Annotated in this window: 12 protein-coding genes, 1 tRNA gene and 2 pseudogenes; 3 read left to right on the top strand and 12 right to left on the bottom strand. The window is 68.4% G+C overall.

The window, feature by feature from the left end; genetic code table 11:
- Positions 1-1,168: CRISPR-associated endonuclease Cas3'' (locus U9979_RS22740; protein ID WP_322780890.1), on the bottom strand; the 1,168-nt coding region annotated here is incomplete at its 3' end.
- Positions 1,169-1,535: 367 nt separating this feature from the next.
- Between U9979_RS22740 and U9979_RS22735 the strand changes: the two genes are divergently transcribed.
- On the top strand, positions 1,536-1,757 hold the full coding sequence (locus tag U9979_RS22735) for a FitA-like ribbon-helix-helix domain-containing protein (RefSeq protein ID WP_322780889.1): 222 nt from the start codon (positions 1,536-1,538) through the stop codon (positions 1,755-1,757).
- Positions 1,754-2,179, top strand: a complete 426-nt coding sequence (locus U9979_RS22730; RefSeq protein ID WP_322780888.1) for a PIN domain nuclease — start codon at positions 1,754-1,756, stop codon at positions 2,177-2,179. Before U9979_RS22735 ends, U9979_RS22730 begins: the two co-directional genes overlap by 4 nt.
- A gap of 464 nt (positions 2,180-2,643) precedes the next feature.
- Here the strand turns inward: U9979_RS22730 and tnpA are convergent, their stop codons facing one another.
- A complete protein-coding gene (gene tnpA, locus U9979_RS22725) occupies positions 2,644-3,060 on the bottom strand; it encodes an IS200/IS605 family transposase (RefSeq protein ID WP_322780887.1) in 417 nt (138 codons plus the stop codon).
- Between the two features lie 22 nt (positions 3,061-3,082).
- Here tnpA and U9979_RS22720 point away from each other — a divergent pair.
- Positions 3,083-4,313: pseudogene (locus tag U9979_RS22720) on the top strand (RNA-guided endonuclease InsQ/TnpB family protein).
- A 64-nt stretch (positions 4,314-4,377) separates the two neighbouring features.
- Here the strand turns inward: U9979_RS22720 and U9979_RS22715 are convergent.
- The 10 genes and pseudogenes from U9979_RS22715 to U9979_RS22670 form a co-directional block, all read right to left on the bottom strand.
- Positions 4,378-4,812 carry a hypothetical protein gene (locus U9979_RS22715; protein WP_322780891.1) on the bottom strand — a complete coding sequence of 145 codons (435 nt, stop codon included), beginning with the start codon at positions 4,810-4,812 and terminating at the stop codon, positions 4,378-4,380.
- 67 nt (positions 4,813-4,879) lie between these two features.
- A tRNA-Ala gene (locus tag U9979_RS22710) sits at positions 4,880-4,956 on the bottom strand.
- Between the two features lie 106 nt (positions 4,957-5,062).
- Positions 5,063-5,758, bottom strand: a complete 696-nt coding sequence (locus U9979_RS22705; protein ID WP_322780886.1) for a hypothetical protein — start codon at positions 5,756-5,758, stop codon at positions 5,063-5,065.
- 447 nt (positions 5,759-6,205) lie between these two features.
- On the bottom strand, positions 6,206-6,739 hold the full coding sequence (locus tag U9979_RS22700; protein ID WP_322780885.1) for a hypothetical protein: 534 nt from the start codon (positions 6,737-6,739) through the stop codon (positions 6,206-6,208).
- A gap of 139 nt (positions 6,740-6,878) precedes the next feature.
- Positions 6,879-7,814: a hypothetical protein gene (locus U9979_RS22695; protein WP_322780884.1), complete on the bottom strand. Its 936-nt coding sequence runs from the start codon at positions 7,812-7,814 to the stop codon at positions 6,879-6,881.
- Between the two features lie 932 nt (positions 7,815-8,746).
- Positions 8,747-9,379: a GNAT family protein gene (locus U9979_RS22690; RefSeq protein ID WP_322750051.1), complete on the bottom strand. Its 633-nt coding sequence runs from the start codon at positions 9,377-9,379 to the stop codon at positions 8,747-8,749.
- Positions 9,376-9,957 carry a MogA/MoaB family molybdenum cofactor biosynthesis protein gene (locus U9979_RS22685; RefSeq protein ID WP_322780883.1) on the bottom strand — a complete coding sequence of 194 codons (582 nt, stop codon included), beginning with the start codon at positions 9,955-9,957 and terminating at the stop codon, positions 9,376-9,378. The genes U9979_RS22690 and U9979_RS22685 overlap by 4 nt, the downstream gene beginning before the upstream one ends.
- Complete coding sequence (moaC, locus tag U9979_RS22680; RefSeq protein WP_322750053.1) at positions 9,954-10,460, bottom strand: cyclic pyranopterin monophosphate synthase MoaC; 507 nt, start codon at positions 10,458-10,460, stop codon at positions 9,954-9,956. The genes U9979_RS22685 and moaC overlap by 4 nt, the downstream gene beginning before the upstream one ends.
- Complete coding sequence (gene glp, locus U9979_RS22675; RefSeq protein WP_322780882.1) at positions 10,457-11,731, bottom strand: gephyrin-like molybdotransferase Glp; 1,275 nt, start codon at positions 11,729-11,731, stop codon at positions 10,457-10,459. The genes moaC and glp overlap by 4 nt, the downstream gene beginning before the upstream one ends.
- An 89-nt stretch (positions 11,732-11,820) precedes the next feature.
- A pseudogene (locus U9979_RS22670) lies at positions 11,821-11,922 on the bottom strand (UTP--glucose-1-phosphate uridylyltransferase); the annotation flags it as partial.

The following is an 11,922-nucleotide window of genomic DNA, read 5'->3' as shown; positions in this document are numbered from 1 at the left end:
CGACGCCGAAGTCGTCGTCCAGTCCGTACTCGTCCTGGTCGTCGGCGATACCGGCAAACGCGACGTCGGAACGCAGGGCCGCCCACTCCTTGTTGAACCGCGCCCGCCCGTGGAGCAGCCCGATGGGAACGTCGGGATCCACCGACGTCAGCCACGCCCGAACCCGGCTGAACATCGGGTCGCTGGTCGCCTGCGTCGGCATGCCGACAAACACCCCGTCCGCGCCGAACCGTCTGGCCAGCACCTCCGCTGCCACAAGAGCCGCCTCGGTCTTGCCCTCACCCATCGGGGCTTCCAGGATGAGCAGGCCCGGCGCGGGCATGTCCTCCGCGAGGCGTACTGCTTCGGCCTGAGCGGGCCGGGCCGCGACACCGAACCTGTGCCGCACCAGGTCGGGCTGATCCCGCGGTGCCGGTCGGTCGCTGCGCCACCCGCCGCGCAACCCCAGCTTGTCCCACGCCCGCCGGGCACGGTTCCGCGACTGTTCAAGCGACACATCGGACAGGTCCGATTGACCGCCGAAATGCTCCTCGTCACTCGCGATCCAGTCAGCCATGATGATCAGGCCAGACAGGGCAAGCTGACCGCCCCGGCGCGGTGTCGCCACATCCGAGAACGACCCCAGATCCAGACCCAGTTCGCCGGCGATCCGGTCGACGAACCCCCTCTGGACCTGGGGCCACTGGCCTTTGCCGTGAGCTGCGGTGCTGGCGGCCCTGAGACGGTCGACCCCGGGCACCAGGCCGTGGTGCCCGGCTATCAGCGGCCATACCCAGTTGCGGGCCGACGCGCCCCAGCCCACCTCGCGCAGGCACGTGCGGACGACGACCGCGCCCGCCCGCGCATGGTGCCACCGGGCGGCCTGGTCGCGCGTGAGCCGTTGCCAGTCGAGGCCGACAGCATGGACCTGTGCCGCCAGCGCGTCGTTCTTCATCTGAAACGCGGGAGTTGCCTTACCGACGTCGTGAAGGCCGCACAGCAAGGAGAACAGGGAACGACCCCGACCGCCACTACAATCGTCAAGACGATTCCGTACGGCGGTAGATAGAAAGCGATCCCAGACGAGCTCGCCGACCGCAGCCGTGTCGAGCAGATGGCCTAGCAGCAGATGCATCGAACCCTGAGCGTTCGACTTTCCCCATACCACAGCAAAAGCTGCGTCTTCCATAGGAGTCCCCCGTGTCCGGCAGATCGGACACGGCATTCAACCACTCACCAAGCTGACCTCACATCAACGGGTGATGTGTGGGGTACCAGACCGTGGCACACGACGACCTGGGAGTTCGGGCACGGGAGCATGCCCGTGCGCGGCGGAGCTGGCCGGCCTGCGCGGCGAAGTCGCCGCCTTGCGTGACCAGGTTGGCCGGCTGGCCGCCCTTGGTGCAAGGACACCCAGCCCGGCCGACTCACAAGCCCGCGGCGGCCCTGTCTTGGAGCCCCACAGGGTATGACGCGGCGGCACGGTCAGGTGCGGGCAGTTGGGTCCTGATAGCATTGGATATCGCCTGGAGGCGTAGCCTTTGGAGGGGTGGTCGATGTCCGACGTGCTCATTCGTGACGTACCCGATGACGTGCTGGCTGCCGTCGAGGCTCATGCTGCCAGGCTCGGCCTATCTCGCAACGAGTACCTTCGCCGGCAGCTCGCCCAGGACGCGGCGCGCTCGGTAGCCCTGGTGACTTTGGACGACCTGCGCTGGTTCAGTGCCGCGTTTCGTGATCTCGACGACCCCGAGGTCATGCGGCAGGCCTGGACGTGACCACCGCGGCCGAGACGCGGCGTTGGCTTGTCGACAAGTCCGCCCTCGTCCGGCTGAGCGAGAGTCCCGATGCTGACCTGTGGCTGTCCCGTATCCAGCGAGGTCTGGTCCGTATCACGACGGTCACGATCCTGGAGATCGGCTTTTCCGCGCGATCCGTCGATGATCTTCGTGTCAGGTTGCGGCGGCCGCCGGTGTCGGCGATGCCCGTCGAGAACGTGACGCCCCGGATCGAGTCCAGGGCCGTGGAGGTCCAGGAGCTGCTTGCCGGCGTTGGGCACCAACGTGCGCCGTCCGTCCCCGATCTGATCATTGCTGCGACGGCCGAGCTGGCCGGGCTTGTGGTGCTGCATGTCGACAAGGACTTCGAGTTGATCGCCGCGGTGACCGGGCAGCCCACCGAGCGGCTCCGCCTGTCGTAGCGGCCAGCGGGTAGCGGTGTCTGCACGAATCTGGGTGTCCATTCACGGGCTCAGACACGATTTTCGGAGCCGTTATTTCTACCGGCCCCGTGCAGGATGACTGTGCTGGTGTCCTGCGTGCGCGGGCGAGGAGTCCGCGGTGGCAAGACGCGTGTACGAGGCGGGTGGTGTTACCGTCCGGCGAGCCGAGTCCCCCGTGGTGGACGAAGTCCTTATGGGCGATCGCCCGTGGGGTGACTCGCAGCCACCACCGTTCCCATTCGTGCGGGGTTTGGGGTGGCTGGTCGGCTGCGAGCAGGTGGTCCCCGCACAGCGGGCACATGTCCCGCGTCTCTTTGGGTGGGCACGGGAGGACCATCGGCCGCAGCAACCACGCCTACCGCTACCGAATTGCGGGCCAGTGCTCCGGCCTCCAGGCCGGGAGTGAAGGCCCGCGCGGGAGGGCCGCCAGGCCCGAGCGTGCCCTAAACCGGACGGGTCTGCTGCTCGATGTACTGACGGACGACGGTCAGCGGCGCACCGCCGACCGACCCGGCGAAGTAGGAGCCGGACCACAGCCGGTTCGCCCGCCAGTAGTGGCGGGCCAGCTCGGGGAACTCGTGGCGCATTCGCCGCGACGAGACACCCTTGAGGCTGTTAACCAGTCTCGACAGGGCGACTTTGGGCGGGTAGTTGACCAGCAGGTGGACGTGCTCGCCTTCGCCGTTGAACTCGGCGAGGTCGGTCTCGAAGTCGACGCATACCACCCGCATGATCTCCTCCAGTCGGGTCACGTGCTGGTCGGTGAAGACGCAGTGCCGGTACTTGGTCACGAAAACCAAGTGGGCATGCAGCGCGAAAACGCAGTGCCTGCCAGTACGGATATCGAGATCGTGACCCATAGACCAATAGTAGACTTGACCCGTGCAGCTTCGGTACAACGTCCGTCTCGACCCGTCGCCGGGTCAGATCGCGGCACTGTCCCGGGCGTTCGGCTGCGCGCGGGTCGTGTTCAACGACGGGCTGCGTCTGCGGCAGGAGACCCGCGCAGCGGGGCTGCCATACCTGTCGGACGGAGAACTGTCGAAACGGGTCATCACGGAGGCGAAGAAGACCCCGGAACGGGCGTGGCTCGCCGAAGTGTCGGCGGTGGTGTTGCAACAGGCCGCGGCGGATCTGAACACGGCCTACCGGAACTGGTTCGGCTCACTGTCGGGCAAACGGCGGGGCCGGAAGGTCGGCCCGCCCCGGTTCCGGTCGAGGAAGGACAACCGGCAGGCGATTCGGTTCACGAAGAACGCCCGGTTCGCGGTGATCGAAGGGCGACGGCTGCGCCTTCCGAAGATCGGGGACGTGGCGGTCCGCTGGTCGCGGGAACGTCCTTCCGAGCCGTCGTCGGTGGCGGTGATCCGGGATGCGGCGGGCCGGTACTTCGCCTCCTTCGTTGTCCAGGTCCGCGACGAGCCGTTGCCGCCGGTCGAGGACGAGGCGGGGATCGATGTGGGGTTGGAGCACTTCGCGGTCCTCTCGAACGGCACGAAGGTCACCTCGCCGACGTTCCTCCGCCGTGTGCACCGCAAGCTCCGCCGGCTCCACAAGGACCTATCTCGCAAACGGAAGGGCAGCAACAACCGCAGGAAGGCTGTCGTCAAGGTCGCCCGAGCGCACGTGAAGGTGGCCGATACCCGGCGGGACTGGCAGCACAAGCTGTCCACGACGATCATTCGCGAGAACCAAGCGGTGTACGTCGAGGATCTGTGCGTGGCCGGTCTTGGCCGGACGCGGCTGGCCCGGTCGGGTGTACGACGCGGGCTGGTCGCAGTTCGCCGGGATGCTGGAGTACAAGGCGGCCCGGTACGGCCGGACGTTCGTGAAGGTCGACCGGTTCTTCCCGTCGTCGCAGGTCTGTTCTGCCTGCGGGATGAAGGATGGGCCGAAACCGCTGTCGGTCAGGCGGTGGACGTGTCCGGCGTGCGGGACGGCCCACGACCGGGACGTGAACGCGGCGAGGAACATCAGGACCGAGGGACACAAGGTCGCCGCCGGACAGGCAGAGACCATAAACGCCCGTGGAGCGCGGGTAAGACCGGCACCTGTGCCGGCACCGCGCGGAGAAGCGGGAACCCACCCGAAGCTCACGCCCACAGCGGCGTAGCAGACGGGAATTTCCGCCCTTCAAGGCGGAGAGGATGTCAATACACCTGCTTCACCCGCAACCGCTACAACCACGACCAGTGCGACGTCCCCGCCTCGACGCCGACGCCGTCGACACCGCCGTCCTCACCGCCCTCGCCAGCTTCTACCGCGACCACCAGCAACTCATCGCCGCCGCCGTCGCCTCCGCCCAGCGCCGCCACCGCAACGCCCGCGCCGAACCCACCGAAGAGATCGACGACGAACCGGTCATGCCGGCCCGCTCCACCCTTCGCGCGGTCGTTCAGCACATCGAGACGATCATCGAGTTGGGTGAGAATCTCCAACGCAAGGCCCTCGTCGAAGCCCTCGTCGAAGAAGTGGAGATCACCAGACCCGACCGGCTCGTACCGATCTTCCGGGTCCCCAGACCCGACGCTCCAAGGGACGCCGCCAACGTAGAGACTGGAGACACAGACCGACCCAAGCCAACCCGACCAGCCACGCCACCCGCCCCCCACAGGGGCGCCGCAGCCGTCCTACCAGCCACAACGCCCCCGAAGGGAGCGGTTCGCGCAATGCCTACATTGGTGGAGGTGAGGGGACTCGAACCCCTGGCCTCCTCCGTGCGAGGGAGGCGCTCTACCAGGCTGAGCTACACCCCCTGGAGCTTCTGAAGCTTACCGCAGACCCGGACGGGCGTGACGAGCCGGCCCCGGCCGAAGAGAACACGATCGTCGTCCTGCGCAGCTCCGGAGGTCACCCTTCAGCTCAGCTGGTCCTGACTGGAGCCAGCGGAGGCTCTCCCGCCCTTGCGTGGGGTACCCGTACCACCGCCGGGCCGGCGCCACGGGCCACGTCCACCTCGGCCATCAGCCGGGCGAACAGCGTCGCCGCAGCAGCCGGCCTCAGCAGGCCCGCCTCGTGGCCACGCCAGCCACATTCCCGGCCACCGTCGAAGAGCACCTGGTGGTCGGGAGCCTCCTCGCGGTCGAAAACCATCCGCGCACGGTCGGGAACAGCGCCGGGGTCGGGAACAACGCCTGGGGCGGGAACAACGCCGGGGCGCCTCGAACCGCTGCCGCACGCATCGCTGCCCGGGTCCGATGCGGACAGGACCCGGCTCCCGAACGTCCGATACCCCGACGATGGATGATCGATCCGATGGTTCACCCAGAGCGACAGACCTTCCTCCGGAGTCCACCTCGGGTCCCAGTGCGGCAGCTGCCACATCGCCCGCCCGGGGCGAAACAACGACAGTGTCACCCGCACGCCGCGGCAGCGCAGATGGAAGCCGAACCCATCCGGGCGCAGCCCGCGCAGCTCTACCGGCACCCCGCAGCTGGCTGGGCAGAGCCAGAAGCCGGCAGCGCGCAGATCCGCGGTCCACTCGTTGAACGTCCGCGCCCGGGCAACGAGGCCACCGGAGAACCTTTTGTTACGCTGAGCGCTATGGTCATAACTCACCATGACACCCCTTTGTGCTCACATCAGTGCTGACTGGCGGATGGCAGATGACGGCACAAGAAACAGGAGAAGCGCGTGATACCGGACGATACCGGGCACGGGCCGAATACCCACGTGGTCGTCAAACAGCAACCTGGTGGATGCATCAGCTGAATGCCGCCTGATCTGGACAGGTCAGGCAGAACCGATCAGGGCTTCTCCGACAACGGTCCCTCGCGTGCAGGACCGGTCGGACGACCAGGCCAGGGACGTCAGGACGGCAATGCCGACGTCAGCGCACGCGAGGGCACCGACAACAAACCCCCGCGTCGGCGCGCGCGACAACCCCGGCGATCAGCTCGGCGAAGCGCGGCGCGGACATGGTCACGCAGCCATTATGCACAGCCCGTGCGACCGCCAGCCCGTGCGACCGCCAGCCCGTGCGTCCACCAGCCCGTTCGACCCCGGTCAGCCGAAAGTGGACACCTCGACGACGGGAAGGCCCGCGACCCTGGCCTTGTCCACCAGATCATCGGCAACCGACGCGCGGTGCGAAACGATCGGACGCAGCACCAGCGCGACCACTTCCTCCGCGGGTGTTCGTCGCAGTTGCGCGGCGCGTGCGAGCAGGCGGGTATTCGTGCGGTGATACACCTCATCGTCCTCGACCTCACCGAGGATCTCCAACTCGCACGGCTTCAACGAGGCGATCAGCTCGTCATACCGGGCACACCAGAGCGGCCCGCGGTTCTCGACCGACGTCCGTCGGAACGTGTCGACGTCGAACGGCAGTACCACTCGCACTCCAAGCCCTTCCGCGCGCGCGACAGCCAGCACCACCAGGTCGGCCCCGGACGCAGCCGCCCCGACCAGCAGCCGTGGACGCAGTTTCGCGAGGGCCGCCGCCGTCCGCCGTTCGACATCAGCCAGGTCACACTCGCGGAAGCGAGGCGGGTCGGTATCACGGTTGTCGATCTGGACGCCACCGAAGGCAGCAATCATCGGCAGGCTGCGATCATCGGCAAAAAATGATCATCAACGGCTCATCACGAGGTAGATTTTTGCACACGTTCGTCGATCAGACGACTCACCCACCATATTCGATCTTCGCTCTGAGAGCTGCCGCCACCCGCCGGTGCGCTCAACTTCCGACCGCGTGCCGACGGAGCAACTCGTCGAGTTCGTCCGGATTCTCGGTTGCCGCCCCGGTTGCCGCCCCGGTTGCCGCGCCTGTTTCCGCCTCAGTTGCCACTTCGGGCTGCTGCGAGCCGACTGCCGGCGCCGGCCCCGCGGTCAGACCGCCGTGCGTCCCCGGCGGATTCACCTGCACCCGCCCCGGTTTGGACGTGTTCGGACGGGTTCCCGACCGGCCCGCCGCACGTCCGCCACCCGGGGATCCCGCCCCCTGGCCGGAGCCCTGCTCGGCATCGGCCAGGGTCTCATCCTCGATCGTGTCGGTGTACTCGGTGTACTCGGTGTACTCGGTGTACTCGGTGTAGTTGGCGTAGTCGGCATCGGCATATGCCACATTCGCGGGGTCGCCGGTAGCGCCAACCGCGGTCGGCGCGGATCCCGCGGTGACCGTTGCGTTTCCGAGCAGGTCGTAGGTGCCCTGACCGGCGGCGCCCCGACCATCGACAACCGTGCCCTCGACAACCTGCCCGCCGCTGCCGACCCCGGTACGCGCAGCCGCAGCCGCAGCAGCGGCAGCGATCGGGGAAAGGTCGACGGTCTCCGCGGCGGCACCGAGGCCGTGGTCAGCACTGAGGCCGTGGTCAGCACCGATGTCGGGGTCACGGCGCACCACAACGGAGTCCGACAGCCGGAAGGGTTCGCTGTCGGACGCCCACGGCCCGGCCACGCTGTCGGCGGCACCGGGGTAAGCCGTCCGATGGCCGTACCGGGCGACCCGCTCCGCCGCGATCCGGCGGTCCAGCGCCAACCGGGAGGCACGCAGGCGTTGGTCAGCCTGGGCGGTCCGGCGCAGATGCACGAGGTAGCCGATGAACGCGACATCCATCAGAAGGTGAAACGCGATCAAGATACCGCTCAACAACCCGGCGAGCAGCGCAGTCACCGATACGGCGGTGAACAGTACCAGGAGTCGCCGGCGACGAAGCCGAACCAGCGCCAGCCGGTCCGCGTCGGCCTTCCGTCGCGGTGGAGGCGTTGCGCGCCGGCCGCTTCCGACTCTCTCTCCGGACGGGACGTAACCAGGAGTGACGGGAGCAGAAGCCCTGACACCCCGCACCCGGGTTTCCGCCGAAGAGACAGAACGCGCCGGTCCGGAGGCCGCGTCCTCACCCGGCTGGGAAGCGACTGGCCGCATCACGGACCCCCTACCCGGCCGCGACGCCCCTCGCCGTGACAGGACTCGCATGGCCATCGTGAAACGTTCGGCTGACCGCTGTTCCAACGTGCTGTCATGGTGCCTCAGCCACATGGGGATTAGCACGAAACCCCAGACCGCGACGATCGCGAGCCAGATGAGCGCGCTCATGGCCGCGGGTTTGGAAGACAGTACCGTGCCGCGAACCCACAACCACCCGCGCGTGGCTGAGGCGGCGCAGACTGCCGCGCGGGCGAGCTGACCATGGACGGTTGCCTTCCTGCCGACTCGGATATCGACGATGACGCCGGCCAGCCCGGACCTCGCCTGTCAGCTGCACCGAAATGCGAGGATGCCCGAGCGGCGCGATCATGAAGTGGCTCGCGCAACCAGCGGCACTAAGAAACGCTAGTGAGGGAATACCGTCCGGTCACCGACCTGATGCCCGCGTGTCGCACCATCGCGATCGATACCACGTTCACATCTGGCAACATCCTCAATACAGGCAGACATCATTGAAGTCGATCAACCCTCCGACGACGCTGCTTCCACGTCACAAAAAGATCTTATCGGACCGACAAACCGTGACAACCGCATCCTTCACGTGGACACCATCACACGCGAAAGTCGTCATATGACTACCCAAAGTTAAGAAGCGACCGGTACCCGGTGCCGACCACTCAGGTACGTGAGGCGCGGGTGTCACGCCAGCGGTTCAGTAAGCCCTCCGGGGCGTCCTCCACGGTGATGGCATAGCTGATGTGATCCCGGTAAGCCCCACCGATCGCCAGATAGCGCCGGTGGAACCCCTCCTCGCGGAACCCCAGTTTTTCCACCACCCGGCGGCTCGCCGTGTTCTCCGGCCGGACGTACGCCTCCACCCGGTGCAGTGCCGCCGCGGCGAAACAGTGGTCCACGACCAGCGCCACCGCGGTCGGCGTGATACCGCGCCCGGCATAGCCGCGGTCAACCCAGTAGCCGAGATGCCCGCTGTTCAGCGCACCACGAACGATCGTGGAGACGGTGACCTGCCCCACCAGTCGCCCCTGGAACGTCACCGCAAAGGGCAGCGCGGCACCGAGACGTGCCTGCTGATGCAACCGTCGCACCATCCGGCTGTACACCCCGATGGTCTGGCGCTGCGCCCATGCGTCCGCCGTGGCCGGCATCGCCTTGGGGGTCGCCTCCCAGGGGCCGAGCCATTCACCGTTGCGTACCCGGATTTCGACCCAGGTGACAGCCTCACGCAGCCGCAGTGGACGTACGCCCACCGACCCGTCGGTGAGACGTGCCGGCCACCCCGGTGCCCTCATCCCGTCCCTCCGGGCCCACGGCCGGAACGGCCCGGATCGACCCCGCCCGGATCGACGCGGCCCTGATCGACATGACTATGATCACCGCCGCCGCGGATCTGGGCCACCGCGTGCCCGACCACCCCGGCCAGCACGCGCACCCCGTCGGAGACACCGCCCGCCGAACCCGGCAGGTTCACCACCAGTGTTCCGCCTCGGACACCGACGACGCCACGGGAGAGCACCGCGGTCGGAACCGCCGCCCGGCCGGCATCGCGCAGCGCGGCGGCGAGCCCGGGCACCTCTCGGTCGATGACCTGTCGGGTCGCCTCCGGCGTGACGTCCCTGGGTGCGAGACCGGTACCGCCGGTGGTGACAACCAGATGAATGCCGGCCGCAACGGCAGCCTCCAGCGCGATCACGATCGCCGAGCGATCATCGGGGACGACAACCACATCGTCGACGGCAAAACCGATCAGACCCAGCGCCTGGGCAGCCAACGGCCCGGACCGGTCAGCGTAACTGCCGGCGTACGCGCGATCCGAGACGGTGATCACCCGGGCGCGGGCGCCGTCGGGTACCTCCAGCGCATGACTCACCGGGCGCCACCGCCACGCCCATCGGTCGGCGTGCGGTGCCAGTCACCGGAACGCCCACCGGTCTTGGCCAGCAGGCGGATGTCGGTGAGCGTCGCCTCCGGATCAACCGCCTTGACCATGTCATGCAGGGCGAGCCCGGCCACCGCGACCGCGGTCAACGCCTCCATCTCCACGCCGGTGCGGTCCGTCGTCCGGGTGGTCGCGGTGATCTCAACTCCATGATCGTGGATGTCCAGCTCCACCCGGACCCCCGACAGCGCGATCGGATGACACAGCGGGATGAGCTCGGGTGTGCGCTTGGCGCCCATGATGCCGGCCACCCTGGCGACACCGAGCGCGTCCCCCTTGGGTACACCGGCGCCGCGAAGCAGGTCGACGACGGTTGGTGCGACCCGCAGAAACCCCCGGGCGACCGCGGTCCGTACGGTCACGTCCTTGGCGGAGACGTCGACCATGCGCGCGGCACCGGTGGCGTCCACGTGGGTCAGCCGTGGCTCGATCATGTGTCCGCCGCCATCCCGGCATCGGACCACGACACCCCGGAATCGAACGGTGCCATGTCGTCACCGAGCCGCAGCGCGGTCAGCTCCGTCCCCGCCGGCCGGTCGGCACCGTCCTCCGGAACAATCAACAGGGCGTCCGCGACGGCCAGGGCCGACAGCTGATGCGATCCCTGGCCACCCGCCAGATGGGCGACCGGCGGCCGCCCGGCTCCGGCCGCAGCCAACCGGACCCGCAGATACGAACGCCGGCCCCGGGACGAGCGCAGTTCCTGCGCGGTCGTGGCGACCAGCGTCGGACGGTGGACGGACGCAAGCCCCCGCATCCGCAGCAACGCGGGTCGGACGAACAGCTCGAACGACACCAGCGCGCTGACCGGATTACCCGGCAACGTGAAGATCGGCACCCCGTCGATCACCCCGAATCCCTGTGGCATCCCGGGTCGCATGGCCAGCGGCTCGAAACGGACCTTCCCCGAACCGGCGAGGACCTGTTTGACCACGTCGAAGGCTCCCACGCTCACCCCGCCAGTGGTGATCACAACATCGACGTCGGCGAGAACGCCGGCAAGCACCGCGGCGAACGCGTCCGGGGAGTCGGGGACGCCACCAAGCCGCCGTATCTGCGCGCCCGCCTCCCGTGCCGCCGCCGCCACCGCGTGGCTGTTGGAGTCGACGATCTGCCCCGGGCCGAGGGTTTCCCCCACCTCGACCAGTTCGCTGCCGGTCGAGAGCACCGCGGCCCGGGGGCGGGGATGAACAACCGGAGTCGCCACGTTGAGCGCGGCCAGCAGGCCGATCTGAGCCGCACCGAGCAGCCGCCCGGCGGGCAGGACCAGGTCGCCCACGGCCACGTCCTCGCCGGCCCGCCGGATGTTCTGACCGAGCCCGGGCGCGCGCGTCACGGTCACCCGGTCCATCCGACCGTCGGTCCACTCAAGTTGGACGACGGTGTCGGCACCGGGCGGCAGCGGCGCGCCCGTCATGATCCGCGCCGCGCTACCGCGCCTCACCGGCGACGGTGTGCCCGCCTGCGCCGGAATATCCCCGGTGACCGGCAGGATGACCGGACGCCCGGGGCCGGCGTCGGCCACGTCAGCGATGTGCACGGCGTATCCGTCCATGGCCGAGTTGTCGAACCCGGGCAGGGCGGAACCGGCGCGAAGGTCCGCTGCGAGTACGCAGCCGTGCGCGGACCGCAGCGACAGCGACCGCGACGGCAACGGGACGACCACGTCGAGGATGTCGGCGACATGCGCATCCACCGACTTCATCCGGCCATCACAGACCCCTGATCATCACAGACTCCGGTCAAACGGGCGCCCGGTCGACACAAGGCGCCCGGTTGACACAAGGCGCCCGGTCAGCACAGGCCGGGCTCGGCCTTGGGCCCCCCGGCGGAGACATACTCCTCCAACCACGGGTACAACTCCGGGCCGATGTCGGACCGCTCACAGGCCAGCCG

The sequence above is a fragment of the Protofrankia sp. Cas4 genome (assembly GCF_963555915.1).
Taxonomy (GTDB): domain Bacteria; phylum Actinomycetota; class Actinomycetes; order Frankiales; family Frankiaceae; genus Protofrankia.
Note: the sequence above shows the minus strand (reverse complement) of the source record. Positions and strands in the feature narration are given on the sequence as shown.

Excerpts from the sequence above, each read along its gene's own strand:
- tnpA (WP_322780887.1), bottom strand. The coding sequence starts at position 3,060 with ATGGGTCACGATCTCGATATCCGTACTGGCAGGCACTGCGTTTTCGCG.
- U9979_RS22690 (WP_322750051.1), bottom strand. The coding sequence starts at position 9,379 with ATGAGGGCACCGGGGTGGCCGGCACGTCTCACCGACGGGTCGGTGGGC.
- U9979_RS22735 (WP_322780889.1), top strand. The coding sequence starts at position 1,536 with ATGTCCGACGTGCTCATTCGTGACGTACCCGATGACGTGCTGGCTGCC.
- glp (WP_322780882.1), bottom strand. The coding sequence starts at position 11,731 with ATGAAGTCGGTGGATGCGCATGTCGCCGACATCCTCGACGTGGTCGTC.
- U9979_RS22700 (WP_322780885.1), bottom strand. The coding sequence starts at position 6,739 with ATGATTGCTGCCTTCGGTGGCGTCCAGATCGACAACCGTGATACCGAC.
- moaC (WP_322750053.1), bottom strand. The coding sequence starts at position 10,460 with ATGATCGAGCCACGGCTGACCCACGTGGACGCCACCGGTGCCGCGCGC.